This is a genomic window from Paenibacillus sp. FSL R5-0490, assembly GCF_001956215.1.
Classification (GTDB): domain Bacteria; phylum Bacillota; class Bacilli; order Bacillales; family Cytobacillaceae; genus Cytobacillus.
The window spans coordinates 72,633-96,956 of record NZ_MRTQ01000010.1 but is presented as its reverse complement, the minus strand read 5'-3'; the positions used below and the strand labels follow the sequence as shown (position 1 = coordinate 96,956).

Below are 24,324 nucleotides of genomic sequence, written 5' to 3'. Positions count from 1 at the left end.
TTTTACCTGAGAGTTTGACCCCTTTGGTGTCGCATAGTCCATGCGCGCTCTCCAGAGATGCGTCCGACTGAGGTTCTGTCTACCTGAGAGATTGGCTTCAAGGGTATTTTTGAAGCTTGCTCCTTCGGTGGCTACTGTATGCTCTCTCCCGCAGCCGTCATTCGCTCAATATTTTTGTTATTTTCAGAATAATATATTTTTTAACTTATGTCAATCGAACTAGGTTTCTTTCACAAAATTGCCACAATTCTCAGCCTGTATTTATAGCTGATTTCCTTTGGGAAAAAGAAAAGCTTGAAGACAATGTCTCCAAGCTTTTTTACACAGCAGCCTTCGGTTTTGGCTCCCTTTTTTGCCATGCAACCGTGATAAATAACGTAACAATCAATAAGGCCAGACCGAGAACAAACGGATAGGTTATCCGTACATCGTAAAGCACACCGGCAATCGTTGGCCCCAGAACGTTTCCAATGCTCATATAAGCATTGTTCATTCCCATCGCAAACCCCTGTTCATTACCGGCCATTTTTGAGATTAGCGTGGTTAAAACCGGGCGCAGAATGGAAGTTGCAAGGAAAATGATCAGCGAAATAACGAAGAAAAGTGCATAGCTGCCTGCAAACAGTGAAACTAGGAATCCTGACGCGGCAACAGCCAAAAAGATATTCAATACCTTTCCCTCTCCGAATTTATTAACCACCCGATCGACTACGAATAACTGAACAATAACACTAATGACACCCGTTGAAGTCACCATAATGGCAATTTCCTGCGGAGTAGCAGCAAACTCATTATCAAGGTAGAGCCCCAGCACTGATTCATACGCCATTAGTCCAAAGCTCATCACCAATGTAATGACAAGCGGAATAAAATATGGCTTCTTAACGGACATGGCCAGTTTCTTGACCATCGGTTCCTCTTCAGGCATCTCACCCGGCACTGTCTGCAAAGTGCTGCTTTCTTCGAGGAGGACAATGGAGAATAGAACAGCCACTAGAGATACTAGCGCTGAGATCAAAAACGGCATTTTCAGGCCGAAGTCTGCCAAAAACCCGCCAATTCCAGGTCCAACCACAATTCCAAGTGACATCGCAGCTGATACAAGGCCATTCCCTTTTGCACGCTGCTCCATGGTAGTAATATCAGCAATGTAAGCAAAAATGGCTGGAATCAGCAAGGCAGCTCCAACGCCACCAATAACACGTGAAAAGTATAGCAGCCAAATGGAATCTACTGCATAAAAGACCAGCATGGATAATGTCAAACCAGCTAACCCGTAAATAATCATCTTTCTGCGGCCGTACTGGTCAGCCCACTTCCCTGCAATGGGAGAAAAAATCAGCTGGGCACCCGCAAAAATGGCAATCATCAGGCCTGCTGCCGTTCCTCCCTGATTGATGGATTCCAGATAAGCCGGCAAAATCGGAATGATAATCCCAAAGCTTCCGATTGCAATAAACATATTGATCATCAAAATGATCATCTTTTTCTTCTGATCCCCTGACAAAACGGATACCCCTCCTTCTATATGTGAAAAATTTACATTATTTTTTTCGGCACGCTAAATAGCTTATAATGAGACATGCTGCTTTGTCAAAGGAAAAAATAGAGAAGCTCCAGCAAAGCTGAAGCCTCTTTTAATTACCCTTTAAATTTGTCCGGGAATTGCTTAACAACCGCATCAGAAATGACATCTGCCATCATAATAATATGCGACACTCCCTCATCAATCGAAACAATTCTTGCTTCCCAATCCTTAACAAGACTTGCTGTCAGATCATCTGTTACTAATTCTAAATGCTTATAAAGCAGTTTTTTCACATCTTCATTTTTCAGATTTGGATTGGCTCCGCTTAGAAAAGCAGCGATATCATCGGCATTGCGATACCATTTTTTGTTCAGCTGGTTCACCTTTGCTCCCTGCCCGCTCTTAGCTGCCTCTACAATATCACCCGCAATGACAATATGCTCTTTAAGAAGTTCTGTCAGCTTAGCTCCTGCAGCTTCGCCGTAATAAGGCTTAATGGAATTTCCTATGTCCTCCTGATTTCTAAGCAGGCGGGCCAATACCTGCTTCTGATCCTCTGCTCCGGCAGTTGAGGCACTTGTAATATAGTTGCTTGTCCATAATACATGGTCGATCCAAAGCTTGCGGAATTCGTTTTCAAATTTAACCTCTGATTGGGTGAGACACGGTTTTTGTGCAGCTGCACTGCCCGGTGCTGTCAGCATATTCAGGGGCATGAGCAGCATTATTCCTATGATCAGTAATTTCTTCATATCCTTTTCTCCTTCCAAATTGAAAAAGTTTCCTTCTTATTTTGATTATCTTAAGATTTTTCATTCCAAAAAAATAAAGCCCGAGGCTAATGCCCCAAGCTTTTTCAATCAAACGTTTGATTGATTTGCATATATAGCCTATTTACTTTGGCTCTTTTCGTTTAAACAGATTTACCTTCACAAAATGATCACACCGCTGCCACCGCAGCAAAAAACTCATTATAAAGCGCCTGTACCGCACGTACCTCATCCACTGCCTGGACGCCGAACATCATGCTCACTTCAGAGGAGCCCTGATTGATCATTTCCATATTTACTTTTGCTTTAGCGAGAGCTTTGGAGGCACGGGCCATTGTTCCGATGTTCTGGCGCATCCCCTCTCCAACCACCATAATTAGTGAAAGGCTGTGCTGAATTTTCACTTCATCTGCATGAAGCTCATGCTGTATGCGGCTCAGAATTTCTTCCTCCATCCCATCAGTAAATTGGTTTTCCCGCAGGATAATGGAGATGTCATCAATTCCTGATGGTGTATGCTCATAGCTGAGGCCATACTCTTCCAAAATGGTCAGCAGCCTCCTCCCAAAGCCGACTTCCCTGTTCATTAAGTATTTGCCGACATAGATGCTGCAGAATCCCTGATCACTGGCAATCCCGATCACAGGTCCGTTCGTGTTATCCCGCTCGTTCACAATCCTGGTGCCGGGAGCAGACGGATTATTGGTATTTTTTATCTGCACAGGAATTCCAGCCCGAAATGCCGGTACAAGCGCTTCATCATGCAGGACAGTAAAGCCTGCATAGGAAAGCTCCCGCATTTCCCGGTATGTCAATTCTTTGATTTCTTTAGGGCTTTCTACAATAAAGGGATTTACCGAATAGACCGCATCCACATCTGTAAAGTTTTCATATAAATCCGCCTTGGCTGCACCAGCCAAAATGGAGCCTGTCACATCCGATCCGCTTCTAGAAAATGTGAAGACCTTGCCATCCGTGCTATATCCAAAGAAACCCGGAAAAATGATGATCCCGTCCTGCTCCCTTAATGCAAGCAGCTTGTCATATGCTTCAGGAAGGACCTGAGCATTGCCGGGCTCCGGACTGACAAGCAATCCTGCTTCCTTCGGGCTCACATATCTTGCTTCTATTCCCTGCTGCTGAAAATAGGCTGCTACAAGCTTAGCGTTGTTATCTTCACCACTCGCTTTGATCAAATCCATGAAAACTTCAGGATCATGCGTATCACTGGAAAGCCTCGCAATAAGGTCCTCCCTGATGATATCTTTAATTTCCGGACCAAGCTCTAATTCATCAGCGATTTGGCCATACCGATCCAATACAGCTTCAGCCAAACCATCTGCAGCTTCCCCCTGAATCCGTTTCTCTGCACATGCGATTAATAAATCAGTAACCTTGTCATCCTCTGAAAATCGCTTTCCAGGAGCCGAGACAACAATGATCTTCCGCTCTGGATCCGCAATTACAATATTGAATACCTTCTCGATTTGCTTTCCTGATGCTAAAGAAGATCCTCCGAACTTCACCACTTTCATTCTGACATCTCCCAATCTCTGAAAATTTAATCTTTATTTTACTCTTATCCTCACAGAAATCAAGAGAAAATTCCACCCTACAAAAACAAATGTTCATCTTAAAAACACATTATAATATCCGAATATAATATTTTTACTTGTTTTTTATGAATACACCGTTAAATAATATTATTTTAAGAAAACAAAGGAAAGCGCTTACACTTACTGTTTATTTTTTGGGATTAACTAAAGCAAAAAATGATCAAATTAGTGGTTTTCACTCTCCTGCAATAGGGTATATGTTAAGGATATTTATATAAAGAATTAAATCGTAAAACACAGGAAGGGAAAAAGTCTATGGGAATCCTAGTTGTGGACGATAACCAAGCCAACTTATTTGTAATTCAACATATATTAAAACGCGCAGGGTATAAAGAGCATTTAACGTTTTCTTCTGCAAAGGATATGTTTCAGCATCTCCAGGGATATTCACCTTTTTCAGCTGATATAAAAGCAGACGTGATTCTGATGGATATAATGATGCCGGAAATGGATGGAATTGAAGCATGCCGCCGGCTTCAGCAAATTCCACATTTGAAGGATATCCCAGTGATTTTTGTAACTGCATTGGAGGACTCAAATAAAGTTGCAGAAGCTCTTGATGCGGGCGGGACCGATTATGTAATGAAGCCCATTAATAAGACGGAACTGCTTGCCCGCATTCGTGCTGCCTTAAGGCTTAAATATGAGAAGGACTGGCATAAGGAGCAGGAAAATAAAATCAGGAATGAACTGGATTTATCCATGCAGGTACAAACCAGCATGCTGAGCGAACCGATTTATCATGAACATACACTGTTAAAGGCTTCCTACCTGCCAGCCAACAAACTTGCAGGAGATATGTATTACTGGCACCAGATAGATGAACATCGCTATGCTGCCATACAGCTGGATATGATGGGCCACGGAATTTCTGCTTCTCTTGTATGCATGTTTATCTCTTCTGTTCTCAGAGATGCCATCAGAACATGCAGTGATCCTGAATACGTCATGAACGAACTAAATCGGTGGATGAATTCCCTTAACCAGCGCAATCAGCGAATTCCATATTATTTTACAGCTATTTACCTCGTCCTTAATAAAAAAGACAAAACAATCGAGTATGTAAATGCCGGACATCCAGCGGGATATGCGCTTGTAGACAAAGATGAGATGGTCAGGTTATCCAGTAATATGTGTGCAGTCGGCTTTTTTGAAGATATTTCGATACAAAAAGAAACAATTCCCTATACAGATTCCATTCAGCTGCTCTTGTTTACAGACGGGGTGGAAGAAGCTGTAGAGCAGAATAATCTCAATCCATGTGAGTATCTTCAGCGCTTCGCATCGTTTCACTGGAATGCAGCCAGAACAGCAGAGCCAATCGATATGATACTGACTAAGCAGCAGCAGGCAAGCGCTGATGATGATATGTGTATTGTTCTTATTCAGGCAGATTAGGATGAATACATATTTTTTACATAAAAACAGAGTGCAGTCCCTCAAAAATGGGGACCGCACTCTGTTTTATTTTACATGAGAAACCTTCCTGAATATCTTTTCCTGCAGGTTGATTTCTTCGAATACCGGGTATTCCATCCGCAGCGCTTCCTTGCTGCCAAGCCCCAGAAACCCTCCCATGCTGAGGCTTTCATTAAAAAGATTAAAAACGTGGCTTTGCAGGTCTGTATTAAAATAGATCATCACATTGCGGCACATAATCACATGAAACTCATTAAAGGAGCCATCAGTCACCAGATTATGCTGGGCAAAAACCATTCGATCAAGCAGGGATGCATTCAAATAAGCCGCTTCACAATCGGTTGTATAGTATTCAGAAAAGGATTTTTTTCCGCCTGCCATAATGTAGTTCTTTGTATAGAGCTGCATTTTTTGCAGCGGGATTATTCCGCTCTCTGCTTTTTTAAGCACCTTTTCATTGATGTCTGTGGCATAAATCTTCGTTCGCTCTCCCAGCCCCTCTTCTTCCATTAAAATAGACATGGAGTAAGCTTCTTCCCCAGTCGAACAGCCTGCATGCCAAATTCTGATCTCCGGCAATTCCCTGAGCACCGGGACAACCTCATTCCGAAAAGCCTTAAAAAAAGAAGGGTCCCGGAACATTTCTGTCACATTGATTGAAAAATCGCTCAGTACCTTTTGCAGGTACCCCTCTTCATGTATAACCTTTTCTGTGAGACTTGTTATGCTGGGCAGCCGATCCCTGCTAAGACGAGCTTGAATTCTCCTGGCAATTGAAGAGCGCATATATTGCCGGAAATCATATCCGGATAAACTGTATATAGCCTTTAAAAGCAATTCTATTTCTAATTCTTCCTTTTTCAATTCCTTCATTCCTCAACTTTCGAGAATAAAATGATGTTGACGGTTTCCGGATGTTGTCCGGACTCCTCTCTGCCATCTATGAAAGCCATACTCTCATAACAGACAGCAGCTGGTCCAGCTTTAAAGGCTTGCTGATATAATCTGTTGCACCCGCTTCCATGCATTTTTCCCTATCGCCTTTCATTGCCTTGGCAGTAAGGGCAATGATTGGAACATCCTGGTGTCTGTCCAGCCCGCGAAGCCTCTTCATGGTTTCATAACCATCCATAACCGGCATCATAATATCCATTAGAACAATATCGATCTGTTCTGTACCCATTATCAAATCGAGGCACTGCATCCCGTTTTCTGCTGTTAGGACATTCATGCCTTCTTTTTTCAAAGCATTTTTCAGCGCATAAATATTTCTGTGGTCATCATCTACGACAATGACTGTTTTGTCTTTAAGCTCTGTACCTGTCTGCTGATGCCCTGCTTCCGTATCTTCTTTAGCATCTTGTGCTTCAGGTGTCTCAGAAACTTCCATGACAGGCTCAACGGTTACAGCAGCTTCTTCGAAAGCAAGCGAACCGGCCTCTAGTTCAGGCATTCCGTTTGGAAGATTCGGGATAACGAGTGTAAACCGGCTTCCTTTTCCTTCTTCACTCTCCACTTTGCAGATACCGCCGAGCAGCTGGGCAAATTCCTTGGAGATGGACAATCCCAGGCCCGTTCCGCCATATTTTCTCATCGTTGCGCCATCAGCCTGCTGGAAGGCTTCAAAAATCAGCTCCTGCTTCTCGGACGGAATGCCAATACCTGTGTCGAGCACTGTAATTTTCAGCCAGTCATTTGTATAGCTGGATAACGGCAAGCCAAAGAAATCGCTTTTTGAAGCTTTTTCAAACGTAACTGCTACTGAACCTTCTTCCGTAAACTTAAATGCATTTGAAAGGAGGTTCTTCACAATTTGCTGCAGCCGCTGCTCATCAGTATTGAATACAGAAGGAACTTCTTCAGAAGAGCTTACAGTAAATTTAAGATTTTTATGCTTTGCCACCTGTGTAAAATGCTGCTGCAGACGCTGCGACATTTCTCCCATATTGACTTCCTCAAAGCTGATTTCCAGTTTCCCTACCTCTACTTTTGAAAGGTCGAGGATATCGTTAATGAGAGCTAGTAAATCCTGTCCAGATGTATGTATAACCTTGGAAAACTCTTTCTGCTCCTCAGTAAGGATTTGATCCGGGTCTTCTGCCAGCATTTCTGATAAAAGCAGGATGCTGTTAAGCGGCGTGCGCAGCTCGTGGGACATATTTGCGAGGAACTCTGACTTGTATTTTGAGCTTAGACCCAGCTGTTTTGCTTTTTCCTCCAGTTCTTCCTTGGCAGCCTGAAGTTCTTCAGATTTCATTTCAGCATCTCTGGAGCGCTCTTCAAGCTGCTCATTGATGATACGCAGCTCTTCGGATTGACTCTGCATTTCTTCAGATTGCGCCTGCAGCTCCTCAGACTGGGATTGCAGCTCTTCAGCCTGTGCCTGCAGTTCCTCTGTCTGTGCCTGGGATTCGGCCAGTAAGCGTTCAATCTCCATTCTTCCAGAAATATTCGTAATGGCTATTCCTAGTGTTTCAATTACTTTTTCTATTAGTTTGATTTGTGCAGGAGTGAATGGCCTCAGACTTGCCAGTTCCACAACTGCCACTGCCTCGTCCTTAAGCATAACGGGAGCCATCATGATGCTTTTCGGCCTGACATCTCCCAAACCGGTTGATAAGACCTTGTAATCCTCAGGAACGTCCTCGAGGAAGATTGTTTTCTTATCCCTGACAGTTTGCCCTGCTAAACCTTCCCCCTCATAGAAAAAGTCTCTTCCAGCATCTTCGGCTCCATCTGCATATGCAGCTTGTTTTTTAAATATAAGCTTGCTTCCGCTGTCATCTTTCACATAAATGGCTCCGAGATCAGCTCCGGCGGCAGGTGCCAGCCTTGATATAAAATCATCTGCCAAATTGGCTATGGTCACATGCTGGCTATAGATGCTTACTAATGCAGCAGACTGGCTTTGGATCCAGTTTTGCTCACTGATTTCAGCCGAATAGCGCTGTTCTTTCTTATAATAGTTCTCAAGGGAATCAGCCATCGAGTTGAAGGCTTTCGCAATTTCACCGATTTCATCTTTTGTTTCGATATTCAGTCTTGAAATGGAAGAAAGGTCCTGATAATCAATCTCCTTAATCCCTTTTGTAATCAAGCTGATGCTTCTGCCTGTGCTTCTGATCACCCATACGGTTACTCCTACGATTAAAACAATGGATAATGCAACCGCAGCAACCAAAGTTGATACTAACTGGCTATACGTGTCATTTGCACCATTCAGCGATTCCGCCATAAGGGATTCCTGATATTCTTTAAATTCAGCCAGCTTGTTCAGCAGTGCGTTTCGGTTTTCTCTCTCACTTCTGTATAGCGCTTCTAAAGAATCCATTTCACCGCTTGCCATTAAATCAGTAAAGCTGTTTTGCATGTGGGCATATGATTCGTATGCCTGCTCCACTTCTTTTAAGAGCAATTTCGATTTCTGTCTATTTAATTCTTGCTCTAGATTAATTATTCGGTTTTGTATCCCCTCATGGTTGGCTTTCACCAATTCAGCTGTCATGGCTGAATCGCTTGTGTCTTTGTCGGTGAGCACACTCAGCAGCTGCTGGTCAGTCTGGTAAAAAAGCTGTCTGATCTCTGTAGCCTGGTTTACCTTATAATATCGATCCTCCACAATTTCCAGCATGTTTGCCTTCATTCCGTTTACCATAGACAGAATGACAAACATCAGAATAAACAAAAAAAATACGGTTAAGCCCAATCCCATTATTTGCTTTCTTTTAAAGCTCACCTGTTCTCTCCTTCTTTCCCCCGATTTTTCTTCACATTTTTCTTTTACATGTTCATGCTTTATGAGATTAAGGTTTTATAGACCAGCTTCTTTACCCTTATTTGATACAAACCAAACCTATTTTTCTATTTTTTTCATAAAAAAAGAGGAAGGATTACTCCTTCCCAATGTTTAACGATATTCCTTAACTCTTTCCCCTGCTGAAGTCATCCATTCAAACTGGCGGAGCTTCAGTTCAAATAGTGTCAGAGGATCCTGGTAAATCTCAGGATTTTTGCGCATATCGCTTAATGCTTCTTTATTTTCCGCAATGTTCGTATATGTCTCTTCAACTGTATGATTCAATACGTCAAACGGATTTCTGAAGAACATCTTAATATCCCGCTCAAGCGATTTCTCGAAGAGTTCGAATTGCTGCATGAATTTATCGGTAATGAATTCTGCAATTTCGCTATAGTCTTCATGCTCAATGAACTGTTTATATTTATTATGAAGCATGGTTTTATTCTGCTGAATGGCTCCAAACAGCTTTCCTGCACTCTTGAGCAGGAACTGTGATGGTGAAAAGCGGTTTAGAATATTGGCCTTTTCAAGCTGAACACTCCCTCGCGTCATCCGGTCAGCGTCGCGGCGCCAGTCATCCAGGACCCTGAAATCACAGTCCAGCGCGATTTTATCCTCGCCGTATAGCTCATTGAAGCCTTGGCTCATTTCATCCAAATACGCCTGGCTGCTTCTGAACTCTCCTTCACTTTCCGCAATCCATTCCTGAATGGAAACATGAAACTCCGGCAAAACTGTGTCTTCAATATATTGATGTACCCGATTATTCATTTCCTCATTTAGTTCAGTATGGATTTTTCCAAAATCACTGTCTTCTGTCACCATTTCTGAACAATTCCGAAGCAGTTCCGGAATCTGCTTCTCAAGATCCGCTCTCATTTCATCTTTAATCTTGCTGTACGATCTTTTAATCGTCCGGACCTTCTCTTCTTCCATATCCATCAGCTGATTCTTGGCACCCTTTAGTTTTGTCACCATCTCTTCATTCCATTTAATCGTATCAATCAAGCTATTTTCCATCTCAACACGTTTTTCAAGCAGGAATTTGATGGATTTTTTTATATAGTAAAGAACCTTAGCTGTACGTTCTTCTTTCCTGTTCCGTCCATCGATCATCGACTTGATAAAGACAGCTAAATCATTGAGCTGGCTTTCGCTTTCATAATAGGCGGAGAAAGCAAACACCTTTGCTTTCGGGAAATAGGTTTGAACACGGGACTGAGTTTCGTCAAGAAGCTCAATGGCATCCTGGCTGTCCGGAATCCGATCCATTTTACTGAGAAGAAAATGAATAGGCAGTTCCGGAGCCTGCTCTCGCATTCTTACAGCAAGATCCAGCTCTTTATCTGTCAAAGGGGAATCCGCATTCAGGACAAATAGCATACTGTCAGCGAAATGGAGGTATTGGAACACACCATTTCTGAACTTGCTCTGCCCCGCAAGACCCGGGGTATCTATGACAGCGAGTCTGTTATTCTGTAAAAAATTGAATGGCATCTTGCAGCGTATGAGCGTCTGCTGGCTTTTCTCTGCACTTTGCCTAAAATCCTCAAGATCAGAAATGCTTCTGACTTCCTCGTCTGTAATAGCATGGATTTCCGCTTCATCACTATCCTTGAACAGCACCGAAGCAGAGGTTGAATCCCCCATCAGTTCTTCACCGAGAAGAGTGTTCACAAACGAGGATTTTCCATTTGATGCTGCACCGGCAATCAGCAAGTGGCCGGAATCCAAATCAAGGAGCTCACGGACCATCCATTCAAATCGCTCACCCATCAGGACGCCTTTATCCTTTGCCCATTTCATGATATTTTCGAAAAGCTTAAAGCTTTCCTCCAGGCCTTCCTGATAACGGACAGAACGGTTCACAAGGCTTTCTGCTTCACTGACAGCAGAAGAATCAATATTGGATGGAAATATTTCGCTCCATGCCAGCACTGCCGATGCCGACACAAGATAATGAGAAGGAGCAGCTATTTTCACCCAATTCGTTATATGATTTGGAATCAGATGGGATAAGTCCCGGATTAAATGCTTCCCGCTGATCATTTCAAGATAAGTATCTTTATAAAGCTCCGAAAGCTCGCTCCATGTATGTGATCGTCCCGGCTCCATATCCAGGAGAAGATGATTGTATTCTTTCAGCCATGGGAAATACAGATCTGATGTCTTGTAGCTAACCCAAAGAGCCGCTGATAACCCTTCAAAGTTAGCCTGATCTGTACGGTACAGCACTGAAAGCGCCTCATTGAAATAGTTCGGCTCCATCTTTGCTGTCCGCCCCTGTTCCACATATGAATGAAGAACTTCAAACCAGGCTAGGGACTCGGTCCTGATGGCTTCATTGACAGCCAGCTCCACTGCATTTCCCCAATCGCTGTGTTCTTCAAAGAATCCGCGTGCCAGATCGGTCACATCCGGATAATCCGGATTTAACCGGACAGCCTCTTTAATAGATTCAACAGCCAATTCAAGCTTGCCGCGCTGTATGTAAAGTGAAAACAGCTGGAGGAGCACCTCGGTCTTCAACACCTCTGAGTCTGTTTCAATCGATTTATAAAAGTCCTCTGCATTTGAAAGCAGATCTAATTCAAAATAGGCATCAGCCATATTTTTCTGTGCCCATGGCCCCAATTCATTCGGAATGCTTTCCCACTTAAAAATGGCCGCTTCGTAATCCTTGTTAAGGAAATAGACTTCACCCTGGGCGAAGCGGATATTAGTTAAATCAGGCACCTCGTTCTGCTGCTCAGCCACATACAGTTCACCCAAAACCCTGATCGGATGTACATTTTCATTAGATTCCATGAAGGTCTTATAAAAGGTTTTGCTGATTAGCTGCTTCTCTAAAGTCATCTTGATCCCCCGCAGTGCTATTTTTAAAAGCTCGCCTAAAGGCGGCGGCTTTTAAAAGAATTTTATTGATCCAGCCTGCTGATTTCCTACTTTCATAGGGCTTTATCAGCATACTTTATAAAAAAACGCATAATACGCCAATTTTCATCCTTTATCCTTATATTGTAGCAAAAACTTTTCTGCAAAAAATTTCATTTCTCTATCATTTTTGAAACATTGCTGTATTCCTGTGTAATATTTTTAATAGTTAGAATCAGCTTCTCTCTATTAATACCACCTCTAATCAAAATAAAAACTGGCAGACAGAAATATATATTCCTGCCTGCCAGTTTTCATTCTTCATTATGAGGCCTGCTGCGGCCGGGCGGCCCGGCGCCGTTTCCCATAGAAGACTGTAACAGCCATGCCCAGAATCAGGAACACACTTGATATTTGGAAGAGTGCCGCCGTTTCCACATACTGTGCAAGCACCCCAAACACAAGCCCGCTTAGTCCAATGCCAAGGTCGATGGAGGAGAAGAACATTCCATTTGCCACACCGCGCCGGTTGGATGGTGTCATTGATAACGTCCAGGACTGCAGAGTAGGAATCAATGAGCCAAAGCCAATTCCAAACAAGATTCCGCTAATGATAATAAACAAATTCGAATGAGCGAAGGAAAGTACCCACATTCCTATGAAAGTCAGGAACGTGCAAAGCAGCACGAGCCCCATAGGCCCCCGCTGGTCAAACCACTTTCCGGCAACCGGCCTTGATAGTGATGCCATAATCGCATTAAACAGGTAGAAAAGAAATATCTGATCAATGCCCCGCTCTTCGCCAAAAATAACGATGAACGTTACGATGGAGCCATATCCAAATGTCACAATTATGGTGATGAACGCAGGAAACCAGCTGGATTTTTCAACTAAAGAGCCCAGGTAAGAGAATTTAAGATCCTCTTTCCTTGTTTTCATAACAGCCTCAGGTGTTTCGTAGCGGACAATGGCCAGGAGCACAATGGCAATCACCCCAAGTAGGCTTGAGATATAAATAAGATTTGTAAAGGAAGTAATCTGATATAGGTAGATTCCAAGACTTGGAGCAATGATCATTCCAATCGTAACGCTCAGGCCATAGTAACCCATTCCCTCTCCGAGCCTGGAATTAGGCACTACATCTACAGCCGCTGTCCCATTCACAGTAGTTGACCAGCCCCAGGCAAGCCCATGGATGAATCGGAACAGCAGAAAAATCATCACCACGCTTGAAAGCGGATAAATAATGGTTATTGCCAAAAGCGCTGCTGCCCCAATTAGCACCAGCTGCTTTCTTGCTTTATATTCGAGCATGAATCCGATGAAAGGCCTGCTCAAAACGGCTCCAATCGAAAACAGTGCTGTTACCAGCCCAATTTCAAGACCAGTTGCCCCTATGGACTTGATATATGGAGGCAATGTTGGGATCAGCATCTGAAACGACATAAAAACAAATAAATTCCCGACCATCAGCATAATGAAAGACTTTGTCCATAAAGTCTCTTTTGCAGCCTTTTCCAAGTGCATCCCCCTTTCATCCAGTAAAGAAAATGATTTTAAATTATTTCGCATCACTAAATGCTATCATAACTGGTTGCAAAAAGGAACGGGAATTTGCATCAGATCAAGGCATACAACAACGAATGGGACAATGGGAATATCCTTTTAAAGTCAAAAAAAAGGAGCCTGATTAAGCTCCCCTCATCACCCCTGAAGGCTGCTTGTTTCCAGTGCCCGCTGCAGAAAATGCAGTGTTCTATCTATAATGATATCCTGATCGTTATCCAACGTAGCCACATGATAGCTGTTGTCCAGGGTGACTAATTCCTTGGCAGCTGATTTAATGCCGCTGTATATTTCCTGTGAATTAGAAGGAGGAACTACATGATCTTCTTTTGAGACAAAAATCAGCGCAGGACAAGTCACTTTCCCTAAATCGGCTTTCACCTTCTTCATAAGTTCCGTTATTTCACCTAGCGATTTTACCGGTGTCTTTTCATAGGCAAGCTCTTTTATTTCAGGATTTTTTATGTCTGAACCAATTGCATCAAGGAAACGGACATCCTCCAGGCTGGCTGCTGCCGCCATATCAGGAATCTCAACCGCTGCATTAATCGGGATAATCCCCTTAATCTCGGGATATTTCTCGGCCATATACAATGTCAGGGTGCCGCCCATTGACAGACCTGTAACGAATATCGTACTGCAGCGCTCTTTCAGCCACCGATAACCTTCTTCAACAGAATGAATCCAGTCCTGATAGGTCGTTGTTTCCATTTCTTCATAATGAGTGCCATGTCCCCTAAGGCGTGGACCGCAGACCGTATATCCAGCATTTGCATAAGCTTCCCCTAGCGGACGCATACTTTGAGTTGAACCGGTAAAGCCATGAGAAACCAGAATCCCAATCTCATTTCCTTCAAAATAAAAAGGTTCTGCTCCTTCTAAAACCGGATACTTTACAGACATGTTCCTTCCTCCATTCAATAGATTATTTCCTATTAAGAGATATTCTGTTCAACTCCCTCTATTCCTCCTCCTTTGAAAGTATTTAACATTTTTGTAAAACTTCGCATCCAGCATTGAGAAAAACTTTTTTTCCACCATCGTCTTGTTTATAATAGATAGAATGAATAAAGAGTATTGCCCTAAAAACGATAGCAAACACAGCTAAGGGAAGTTTCGCTTTATTTTCCTTCCCGATATTATTAAAATAAGTACTAACTACATAAACAGAAAGGCTGATACCGGTTTGGAAAACAATTCAAATTTTATACGAACGATTATTAAAGAGGATCTGGAGTCGGGTAAGCGCAAAGAGGTCATTACCCGTTTCCCTCCTGAGCCGAACGGTTATCTTCATATCGGACATGCCAAATCGATTGTCATCAACTTCGGCCTGGCAGACGACTTTAACGGCAAGACGAATCTTCGTTTTGATGACACGAACCCGCTTAAGGAAGATCAGGAATATGTGGATGCCATTAAAGAAGATGTTAAATGGCTTGGCTACGAGTGGGAGGAGCTTCATTTTGCTTCAAACTACTTCGAAGAAATGTATAACCGCGCTGTTCTTTTAATTAAAAAAGGAAAAGCCTATGTGGATGACTTAAGCCAGGAAGAGATCCGCCAATACCGCGGAACACTGACAGAGCCTGGAAAAGAAAGTCCATACCGCAGCCGTTCAGTTGAAGAAAATCTGGATTTATTTGAACGCATGCGCAAAGGTGAATTCGAAAACGGAGCAAAAGTTCTTAGAGCGAAGATTGACATGTCTTCACCGAACGTGAATTTGCGCGATCCGGTTATCTACCGTGTTTCACATGCAACTCACCATAATACAGGTGATACATGGTGCATCTACCCGATGTATGCTTTTGCCCACCCGCTTGAAGATGCAATCGAAGGGGTTACCCATTCTTTATGCACCACTGAATTTGAAGACCAGCGCCCGCTATATAACTGGGTTGTCTCAGAGTGTGAAATGGAAAGCACGCCACAGCAAATCGAGTTTGGCCGCCTGAATATTACTAATACAGTAATGAGTAAAAGAAAGTTAAAGCAGCTTGTAGAAGAAAATTATGTTGATGGCTGGGATGACCCGCGCATGCCGACGATTTCCGGTTTAAGACGCAAGGGCTACACTCCGGAAGCAATCCGCGAGTTCGTAAAAGAAACGGGTGTGTCAAAAGGCTCTGGTGTAGTGGATGAAGCAATGCTTGAGCATTTTGTGCGCGAAGACCTGAAAATGAAGGCTCCCCGTACAATGGGTGTACTCCGTCCATTAAAGGTGGTAATTACAAACTATCCGGAAGATCAGACTGAAATGCTTAATGCAGAAATCAATCCGGAGAACCCGGAAATGGGCATGCGCCAAATTCCATTTTCAAGAGAGATTTATGTAGAGCAGGACGACTTCATGGAAGATCCGCCGAAAAAATATTTCCGCCTCTTCCCTGGCAATGAAGTCCGCTTAAAGCATGCTTACTTCATCAAGTGCAACGATGTCATCAAGGATGAGAATGGCAATGTTGTAGAGCTTCATTGCACATATGACCCTGAAACAAAGAGCGGATCAGGCTTTACTGGCCGAAAGGTTAAGGGTACGCTTCACTGGGTTGATGCCAAGAGTGCCATTCCGGCTGAATTCCGTTTGTACGAGCCATTGATCCTTGACGAAGATGCCGATCAGAACGCTGAGGCAGATACAGATGAAGCTCTTGAAAACGAAGCAGAAGGCAAAACCTTTCTTGACTACGTGAATCCGAATTCGCTTGAAATTGTTCATGGTTTCATCGAGCCAAATATGAAGGATGTAAAAGCCCAGGATAAGTTCCAATTCTTCCGCCATGGCTATTTCAATGCAGACCCGAAATATACGACAGCAGAAAAACCTGTCTTTAACCGGATTGTTTCACTGAAGAGTTCATTTAAATTGAAATAGGCATTAAGCTTGAGGGATGCTTTCCTCAGGCTTTTTTACCCGTAAAGCGATTCATAAACTGCATTTCCGCAGGAAAGTATGGTAAGGTTTAAAAAGTAAGCATTTACATAAGGAGGAATAGATTATGTCAAATCAGCATGACCCAAATACATTACCGCCGAAAACATGTTCAGTAGACCGTATGGTGACAGTTAAAGAGGACGTTGAAAAGGTTCTTGCAGGAAAGAAAACAGCTACACGCCGCAACGGCCGCTATGCTGATGTGGGAGAAATCATGACACTTGAGGGACAGGACTTTGTTGTAGAAAAAGTTTATTCACAGTCTCTCGGAGAGTTAACTGACGAAGATGCCCGCCAGGAAGGCTTTGAAAATTTGGAAGACTACAAGCAATCCATCCTTTCCATGCATCCGGGAATGCCTTGGCTTCCGCAAATGCGTGTATGGGTTCATGAATTCAGCGCAGTGAAGAAGTAATCTGCCGGAATGGACATATTGTACCGAATACTGCTGTATATCCATGTCAGCAGTGCCATTCTTTCTGTTGGACCATTTTTTATTCTGATCCCAATCGTCAATAAATTGGGAACGGCTCATCCCGGGGTCCAGCAGGCATATATCGGCATCTTCAGGACGTCCGTGCGCCTTGTCAAGCATGCAGGACATGTACTTGTAGGCTCGGGTATCCTTCTAATCGTGAACAGCCACTGGGCCTGGACGACATCTTGGATCGTCGCTACCCTGGCAGTCATGGGAGGCTCAGTCTTTTTTCTCGCCCGGGCCTTCACTCCCGTCCTTAGGAAATTTGATGAGCCGGGAGCAGATCAGCATTTCCTAATCAGAAAGCTCACCCGCTCCGTCTGGATCTATCTATTTTTGTTAATGCTCATGCTCTGGTTCATGGTAGCCAAGCCGGTGCTTTGGTAGGAATCAAAACAAGCGCTCATGATGTGCGCTTGTTTTTTTATGCATGGATAAATTCATATTTTCTCGGCTTGATGCAGCTTCTATTCACTTTTGCTGAATATGCGGTGTCTATCTTGGCATTATACAACCTCTGCGCGAATAATCAGAATTTTCACCCTTGCAACTAACTCATTATTTCAAAAACCTTTCCGGAAAATCGGTCATAATCACTTCGACTCCTGCATTATTTAACAATCCGCTGCGGGTTTCATCATTTACGGTATACACCCGAAGCGGAAATCCTGCTTCTTTTGCTTTCCTCCCAAACTCGGATAGAGCAAACCTCTCTTCACAATGAATGCTGTCTGCATCGATTTTTTTGGCAATTTCGAGTGTATTTTCAGGAATGCCTTCAATCAAATACCCCGTCTGTATAGCTGCATGAGAGTCCCGGACTCTCCTCAGGCTCTCCGCATTGAAGGATGAGATAATGACACGCTGTTCCAATCCATATTTAAGTATAAGGTCAATCACCTTTCTCTCCATCCCAGGATAGTCAATCAAATCATTTTTCAATTCAATATTAATCAGCAGTTCATTGCCCTCCATCACTGCCCATTTTAAAAATTTCTCCAGGTCAGGGATTGTTTCTCCTGCGTTCACATCCGCAAACCAGCTCCCGGCATCAAGCTTCAGGATTTCTTCAAAGGTCATGTCCTTTATATAGCCGGTTCCGCCAGTCGTTCTGTCCACTTTTTCGTCATGAATGATTACAAGCGTACCATCCTTCGCCATTTGCACATCCAATTCAATGCCATCTGCTCCTGTCTCCAATGCAGCCTGAAAAGCGGCCATCGTGTTTTCCGGAAAACGTCCACTGTCACCGCGATGCGCAAATACTTTCGCTTTTTTATTCAATTTATCTCCTCCTATGACAAAAACATCATCATTAATATTCTATTCTACAACCAGTACCAAAATCATTTTTTCATTCCAAGAAAGCCCGCTCAAGTTTCACTTCGCATTAGATTCCATTATAATGAAAACTATGAAACTTCTTTCTTTCCAGTACGTATAACAAATTATCCATACATAAAAACGAATTTAGGAGTGAAATCTGTGGGAGTTCGATTGAGCAAGGGACAAAAAGTAGATTTGACCAAAACCAATCCTGGTTTGCAGGTTGTGATGGCAGGATTGGGCTGGGATGTCAGCCACAATCAATCTCAATACGACCTGGACGCTTCAGCATTTTTAACAGGCGCATCCGGCAAAGTGCAAAGTGACAGTGACTTTGTGTTTTATAATAATCCTTCCGGCGGAAACGGATCGATTCTCTACAGCAGTGACAACAGAACGGGAGCCGGCACCGGGGATGATGAACAAATCCGCATCGAGTTGAATAAGGTGCCGCAGCATATCCATCGAATTGCATTTACTATTACCATTCATGATGCCCAGATGAAGGGTCAGAACTTCGGACAAGTTTCAAATGCCTATGTGAGAATTTTTAATGCCATGACGAACGAGGAACTGCTCCGCTTCGACCTTGGCCGTGATTTTACTGTTGAAACAGCCATCGTCGCTGCAGAGCTTTACCGCCACAATGGCGAGTGGAAATTCAATGCCATTGCAAGCGGATTTCAGGGAGGATTAGCTGCCCTCTGCCGCAATTTCGGTGTTTCCGTAGATGATGAACCTGTTCCAAGTCAGCAGCCGTCATTCGGCCATGGCCAGTTTCAGCAGCAGGCAAATTACGGACAGCAGTCTCATGGATTCAGCCCACAGCAAAGCCAGCAGACTCAATCAGGCTACAGCCCGTCGTCTTTTGGCCAGCCTGCCTACAATCAGACTGCATATAGCACACCTCCTTCCCAGCCTTCTGCCATGGGCGGCCAAACAGGTTTTGGACAGCCGGTACAGGCTCAATCCTATACAGATGGGAATATTGCCTGCACCCGGTGCGGATCTACTAACATCCGCACCGGTCAAAAGGGATTTGGCCTTGGAAAAGCAGCAATCGGAGGACTCATCCTTGGCCCTGTAGGACTTCTTGGCGGCTTTATTGGTAAAAATCAGCTGAAGCTCACCTGTAATGCCTGCGGCAATTCATGGTCGCCTAACCAGACAGATTACGCTCAGTGGGCCAATGACCAAAAGCGCCGCGCACAGGAGCTGTTCACCCGATTCAAGAGCCAGGATGTCATGGATGCCGTTGTAGCTTCATGCGCTCTTGTCGGCATGGCAGATGGCAGACTTGATCCATCTGAACGCCAAAAGATGATCGAATTTGTAAACAGCAGCCAGGAGTTAAAAGTATTTGATACCCAAAAGGTGATACAGCAATTCAATATGTTCGTCCAGCGGATTGAGATGGACCCGATCATCGGCCGGGCTGAAGCCTTCAAAGCAGTTGGCCGGGTAAGAAATAAGCCTGAGATCGCCCGCCTTGTAGCCCGTTATTGCATCGCGATCGGTTATGCTGATGGGAACTTTGATCAAAATGAAAAACAGGCTGTTACAGAAATCTGCATGGAACTCGGATTAAACCCGCATGAATTTCTATCCTGATTTTTCAAAGCTCTGCCCTAATGCGGCAGAGCTTTTTTTTGCATTTATTCCCTCCGCCTCCTGAATATGCCGCATACAAAGGTCACATGCGGGTATACTCAAAAAGATAAGAGGTCTGTTATTTTAAAAGGAGGTAATATTTTTGAAGGAAAGTTCATCAACTGAACGCTATATGCCCATGACTTCCTCCACGAGCGGGATGATTGTAAACGAAGCGGATGGAGTTTACTGCCTGACAGTTCAGATTGTTAATGTTTGTTTTGTGCGAATATCAGAAAAGCCCGGCGACTGGGTTTTGGTTGACGCAGGTATGCCAAAATCTGCAGAGAAAATCATGGATGCCGCCGAAGAAATTTTTGGGGAGAACGCCAGACCGAAGGCCATTATTCTTACACACGGCCACTTTGACCATGTTGGTGCAATTATTGATTTGGTTGAGCGCTGGCAGGTTCCTGTATACGCACACACACTGGAAATGCCCTTCTTAACCGGACAGCAGGATTACCCAAAACCCGACGCGAGTGTTGAAGGCGGACTTGTCGCAAAGATGTCCCCCACTTTTCCGCATGAAGGCATCGATCTCGGAACCCATATACAGCCTTTGCCTGACGACGGAAATGTTCCCCATATGGAAGGATGGAAATGGATCCACACACCAGGTCATACCCCTGGCCATGTTTCCTTGTTCAGGGAATCGGATCGTGTGCTGATTGCAGGTGATGCTTTCGTAACAGTGAAACAGGAATCCTTATACAGTGTCCTCACCCAGGAACAGGAAATCAGCGGCCCGCCCCGCTATCTGACGACAGATTGGGATGCGGCCAGGACATCCGTACAGAAACTTGAAGCCCTTCAGCCGGATGTAGCCATTACTGGACACGGCATACCCATGGCTGCCGCTGTATTAAGAGAAAGCCTCACCAGACTTGTGAATGATTTTGATGAAATAGCCGTTCCAGATCACGGAAAATATGTAGACGGGGAACGCTAGACAAAAAGCAGGGTCCAGCAAAATGACTGGATCTTGCTTTTTTGATGTTTAAAACACTCAAATAAAGGAAGAGTATAAAAAACGAATTTTAATAGTTCAGGAGGTTCATATATGCATCTTGAAAACTTTACAGGTCAAAAGATCCAAATAAAATTTAAGAACTTTCCAAATGATCTCGTCGGCTCCATTACAGGTATTTTTCAGCCTGATGAGTGGTACCTTGTTAAACTGATCAAAACAGAAAGCATGGGAATCTGGGTTGAGAACCCTTGCTTCAAGCGAACAATGGTACAAAAAGAAGACGGTACCAACATTCCGGAAGAACAGCAAAAGGAAGAAGATTGCGTCACCCATTTTCTGATCCGCTGGGATTACATCAGTTCTGTCATTACCTTCCCGGACAAGACGACGCTCGGTGTTGATAAGAAAGCCAAATTAATAGGTTTTCAGCCCTCATAATAGATAGATCATCCCCCGGTGCTTTACACCCGGGGATTTTTTATTAGAAAAGTTTCCCTTTATAGACTATGATATATTTACCGACTTTTCAAAAAATAATACGGAGGCACACACATGACAAAAAGAACCTGTATCATTACACACGATCTGGAACCCTCACAGCTTGAAAAAATAAAAGAAATCATTCCCGATTGGGAGCTCATCTCCGGCAAAGATTCCGCAAACTGGCAAAATGAAATGAAAAAAGCCGAAGTCATCGCCGGCTGGAAAAAGGAACTTAAAGAGATGGTTCTCGAGGGGGACAGCAAACTCCGCTGGTTCCAATCCTGGAGTGCAGGTGTCGATTCCCTCCCCCTGGCAGAAATGGAATCACAGGACATCCAGATTACGAGCGCCAATGGCGTACATGCCAACCCTATTTCTGAAACCATTTTCGCTCTCATGCTCGGGCTTACCCGCAAAATCCATACATATGTGAAAAATCAGCAAGGCAAAGTATGGCACCATTCCGGGTTAAAGCTCGAAATACATAATAAAACCATCGGCCTGATTGGCGCAGGAGCCATCGGAAAAGAAACGGCCAGGATTGCCCAAGCATTCGGCATGAAGGTAATTGGAGTTCGCCACTCCGGAAAATCTGAAGAGTATTTTGATGAAATGTATACGTCCGGACAGCTGAACGATGTGCTTCCTCAATGTGATTATGTTGTCGTCACCCTTCCGCTTACACAGGAAACCTGGCAACTATTCCGCTCCGAACAGTTTGCTCTCATGAAGGATTCTTCCTTCTTTATCAATATCGGACGGGGTGAAATTGTAAAAGAAAGAGATTTGATCGACGCACTGCAGAACGGCGTGATTGCCGGTGCAGGGCTTGATGTATTTGAAAAAGAACCGCTTTCTGAAGACAGCCCGCTGTGGGAGCTTGATAATGTCATCGTTACTCCGCATACAGCCGGATCGACGGAACACTATACCAGACGTGTGATTGAAGATATATTTATTCCCAATTTAAAAGAGTATATAACCAACGGTATACCAGGCATTAATCTCGTTGATTATCAAAAGGGATATTAATAGAGAGGGCCTTGCAGATGCAAGGCTCATTTTTTATAAGCTACGATATAAAACCCCTCTTCTTCCAACCATTCCGCACAGAATATTTCTTTGATATTGTGATAGCCTTCAGTTTTAATAGACTCCCTCAGCCACTCTCCATCTTTACCCAGTAATTTCAGGCCGTCTTCCACTACTTCTCCTTCATCGATCAGTAAAATGGAAGGATTCTTTTCCTTCACCTCAAGTTTCATCATTTCCGGAGTGACAGGCTCTTCTTTTTGGTATTTCATTACACTTAAGCCCCCATTGGTTTCAAGGTAAGCATATTTGACTTCATTCATGCTGAATATCCCTTTCTGGCGCAGCATAGTCCTCAGCTGCTCCATTTCAAGATGGTTTTTTTCCACCTCTTTCATATCCAGCTTGCCTTCCTTGACAAGGATCGACTCGCTGCCCTTTAAAATCCTTCTGAAAATATTTTTCTTTTTTGCCAGAATTTCAATCATATAAATAAAAGCTCCCCATAGGAATGCAGAATAGATAACTTGAAGCTCCGTTACTTTTTCATCATAAATCGTTTCCTCAATGATCCCTCCAAGAACAACCGCATAGACAAAATCAAACGGGGTTACCTGTGAAAGCTCCTTCTTTCCAAGAATACGGGTTACCGCTAACAGTGTTACCAGCCCCACAGCCATTTTTAGTGTTATTGATAAATACATCCAAGCTCCTCCTCTCTCTATAGCCTCTCTATTCCCCTTTGCGGTCTTTGAATACACCTTTCCCACTATTCCACTTTTTGCAAAAAAAAGAAAAGGTGACAGGTACCTATACCACTTTGTCTGACTGGTATAGGTGCCTGTCACCGCTATTAAAAGATACTTTACATATACTGGCTGTTTTCTTTTCTCCGCTTCCTGAATAATAAATCCTCCAATGCTCCAGATCCTGAAAGGACACCTCCCACAATAAGAACCAGCCCAAGCAAGTGGTTGATGGTGATAACTTCACCAAGAATCAGCGCTGAGCCTGCCAGTGAGAAAAAGGTATTCAGGTTCAAAAAAATACTGGCTTCTGCCGGCCCTATATTACGGATGGCTGTGTTATAAACCATATGGCCGACAGCTGTTGCCAATACGGCAGATGCGGCAAACGCAGCCCAGACATAGGCTGGCGCTTCTGATATGCCCTTAAGTCCGCCAGGTTCCATTACGCTCGCCATTACAAACAGGATCACTCCCCCAAAAACCAGCATATAGCCTGTCAGCAATCGCGGATCAAGCGTTTTCGAAGCCTTGCTGATCACAATGAAGCTAAGAGCCTGTGAAAGAATGGACAGGAACACAAAGAAATCGCCCGGTGTTAAGCTCGATATCCCTTTATTTCCTGAAAGAACAATAAAAGTCACGCCTGCACCGCCAAGCAAAAAACCAAGCACCTGGATGCCTGTAGGCTTGTGGCGCAGCAAAATGGAAGACAGGATAGCTGTCAAAAGAGGACCCGCACCTAAAATAAGCCCTCCATTCACTGCACTTGTCCCCGTTAGGCCTATTGCCAGAAAAAGATGGTGGCTGACAACACTCAGAAGGCCGCCAAAAATAATATACGAGATTTCCCTAACGCTCGGCTTCCTCACTTTTCCCATTATGCCTAATAGTAAAAACACCGTTATGCCTGCAGTTAATATTCGCAGAGAAGTAATTGAAACCGGAGGAAAATAACTGACAAGAATCTTAATTATGCTGACATTCAATCCCCATAAAGCCATGATGGACGTGAGGAGAATGTATGTTTTTATGTTCTTCACATTGATCCTTCTTTCCAAAAAATCCAAATTCATAATTTGTATCATTTTATCATATTTCAAATGGGAATATGTCTATTTAAAGC

At 43.6% G+C, this 24,324-nt stretch carries 19 protein-coding genes and 1 riboswitch; of the genes, 8 read left to right on the top strand and 11 right to left on the bottom strand.

What is annotated here, in order from left to right; translation table 11 throughout:
• Window positions 1-60 precede the first annotated feature (60 nt).
• Window positions 61-161: riboswitch (glycine riboswitch) on the bottom strand.
• A 158-nt stretch (window positions 162-319) separates the two neighbouring features.
• The 3 genes from BK139_RS10350 to BK139_RS10340 all read right to left on the bottom strand — a co-directional run bounded on the left by BK139_RS10350 (window position 320) and on the right by BK139_RS10340 (window position 3,833).
• The gene (locus BK139_RS10350) at window positions 320-1,507 is read right to left on the bottom strand and encodes an MFS transporter (RefSeq protein WP_076258295.1); all 1,188 of its coding nucleotides are present in this window, start codon (window positions 1,505-1,507) and stop codon (window positions 320-322) included.
• Window positions 1,508-1,641: 134 nt separating this feature from the next.
• On the bottom strand, window positions 1,642-2,280 hold the full coding sequence (locus BK139_RS10345) for a glycosyltransferase (RefSeq protein WP_076258292.1): 639 nt from the start codon (window positions 2,278-2,280) through the stop codon (window positions 1,642-1,644).
• Between the two features lie 188 nt (window positions 2,281-2,468).
• On the bottom strand, window positions 2,469-3,833 hold the full coding sequence (locus BK139_RS10340; protein ID WP_076258290.1) for an aspartate kinase: 1,365 nt from the start codon (window positions 3,831-3,833) through the stop codon (window positions 2,469-2,471).
• Window positions 3,834-4,169: 336 nt separating this feature from the next.
• Between BK139_RS10340 and BK139_RS10335 the strand changes: the two genes are divergently transcribed.
• Window positions 4,170-5,312, top strand: a complete 1,143-nt coding sequence (locus BK139_RS10335) for a SpoIIE family protein phosphatase (protein WP_076258288.1) — start codon at window positions 4,170-4,172, stop codon at window positions 5,310-5,312.
• Window positions 5,313-5,378: 66 nt separating this feature from the next.
• On the opposite strand, the gene BK139_RS10330 is transcribed toward BK139_RS10335, so the two are convergent.
• The 5 genes from BK139_RS10330 to BK139_RS10310 all read right to left on the bottom strand — a co-directional run bounded on the left by BK139_RS10330 (window position 5,379) and on the right by BK139_RS10310 (window position 14,475).
• The gene (locus BK139_RS10330) at window positions 5,379-6,206 is read right to left on the bottom strand and encodes a CheR family methyltransferase (protein WP_175609097.1); all 828 of its coding nucleotides are present in this window, start codon (window positions 6,204-6,206) and stop codon (window positions 5,379-5,381) included.
• A 67-nt stretch (window positions 6,207-6,273) separates the two neighbouring features.
• A complete protein-coding gene (locus BK139_RS10325; RefSeq protein WP_076258284.1) occupies window positions 6,274-9,069 on the bottom strand; it encodes an ATP-binding protein in 2,796 nt (931 codons plus the stop codon).
• A gap of 171 nt (window positions 9,070-9,240) precedes the next feature.
• Window positions 9,241-11,988 carry a dynamin family protein gene (locus BK139_RS10320; RefSeq protein ID WP_076258282.1) on the bottom strand — a complete coding sequence of 916 codons (2,748 nt, stop codon included), beginning with the start codon at window positions 11,986-11,988 and terminating at the stop codon, window positions 9,241-9,243.
• Window positions 11,989-12,330: 342 nt separating this feature from the next.
• Entirely contained in the window at window positions 12,331-13,533 is a 1,203-nt protein-coding gene (locus BK139_RS10315) for an MFS transporter (protein ID WP_076258280.1), read from the bottom strand.
• 177 nt (window positions 13,534-13,710) lie between these two features.
• Window positions 13,711-14,475, bottom strand: a complete 765-nt coding sequence (locus BK139_RS10310; RefSeq protein WP_076258278.1) for an alpha/beta hydrolase — start codon at window positions 14,473-14,475, stop codon at window positions 13,711-13,713.
• 283 nt (window positions 14,476-14,758) lie between these two features.
• On the opposite strand from BK139_RS10310, the gene BK139_RS10305 reads away from it, so the two are divergent.
• From BK139_RS10305 to BK139_RS10295, 3 genes are all read left to right on the top strand, one after another.
• Complete coding sequence (locus tag BK139_RS10305) at window positions 14,759-16,450, top strand: glutamine--tRNA ligase/YqeY domain fusion protein (RefSeq protein ID WP_076258276.1); 1,692 nt, start codon at window positions 14,759-14,761, stop codon at window positions 16,448-16,450.
• A gap of 124 nt (window positions 16,451-16,574) precedes the next feature.
• The gene (locus tag BK139_RS10300) at window positions 16,575-16,925 is read left to right on the top strand and encodes an ASCH domain-containing protein (protein WP_076258274.1); all 351 of its coding nucleotides are present in this window, start codon (window positions 16,575-16,577) and stop codon (window positions 16,923-16,925) included.
• Between the two features lie 9 nt (window positions 16,926-16,934).
• On the top strand, window positions 16,935-17,375 hold the full coding sequence (locus BK139_RS10295; RefSeq protein ID WP_076258271.1) for a hypothetical protein: 441 nt from the start codon (window positions 16,935-16,937) through the stop codon (window positions 17,373-17,375).
• 171 nt (window positions 17,376-17,546) lie between these two features.
• Here BK139_RS10295 and BK139_RS10290 read toward each other — a convergent pair whose 3' ends face one another.
• The gene (locus BK139_RS10290) at window positions 17,547-18,272 is read right to left on the bottom strand and encodes a glycerophosphodiester phosphodiesterase (protein ID WP_076258269.1); all 726 of its coding nucleotides are present in this window, start codon (window positions 18,270-18,272) and stop codon (window positions 17,547-17,549) included.
• Window positions 18,273-18,473: 201 nt separating this feature from the next.
• Between BK139_RS10290 and BK139_RS10285 the strand changes: the two genes are divergently transcribed.
• From BK139_RS10285 to BK139_RS10270, 4 genes are all read left to right on the top strand, one after another.
• Window positions 18,474-19,925, top strand: coding sequence for a TerD family protein (locus BK139_RS10285; protein ID WP_076258267.1), 1,452 nt, complete (start codon window positions 18,474-18,476; stop codon window positions 19,923-19,925).
• A 172-nt stretch (window positions 19,926-20,097) separates the two neighbouring features.
• Window positions 20,098-20,916: an MBL fold metallo-hydrolase gene (locus tag BK139_RS10280; protein WP_286148509.1), complete on the top strand. Its 819-nt coding sequence runs from the start codon at window positions 20,098-20,100 to the stop codon at window positions 20,914-20,916.
• 111 nt (window positions 20,917-21,027) lie between these two features.
• On the top strand, window positions 21,028-21,375 hold the full coding sequence (locus BK139_RS10275) for a hypothetical protein (RefSeq protein WP_048009723.1): 348 nt from the start codon (window positions 21,028-21,030) through the stop codon (window positions 21,373-21,375).
• Window positions 21,376-21,489: 114 nt separating this feature from the next.
• Entirely contained in the window at window positions 21,490-22,452 is a 963-nt protein-coding gene (locus BK139_RS10270) for a D-2-hydroxyacid dehydrogenase (protein WP_076258263.1), read from the top strand.
• 26 nt (window positions 22,453-22,478) lie between these two features.
• Here BK139_RS10270 and BK139_RS10265 read toward each other — a convergent pair whose 3' ends face one another.
• Both BK139_RS10265 and BK139_RS10260 read right to left on the bottom strand, forming a co-directional pair.
• Complete coding sequence (locus tag BK139_RS10265; protein ID WP_076258261.1) at window positions 22,479-23,156, bottom strand: DUF421 domain-containing protein; 678 nt, start codon at window positions 23,154-23,156, stop codon at window positions 22,479-22,481.
• A 161-nt stretch (window positions 23,157-23,317) separates the two neighbouring features.
• Window positions 23,318-24,241 (bottom strand): DMT family transporter, encoded by a 924-nt coding sequence (locus BK139_RS10260; protein ID WP_353615006.1) that lies wholly within the window; start codon window positions 24,239-24,241, stop codon window positions 23,318-23,320.
• Between the last annotated feature and the right edge of the window lie 83 nt (window positions 24,242-24,324).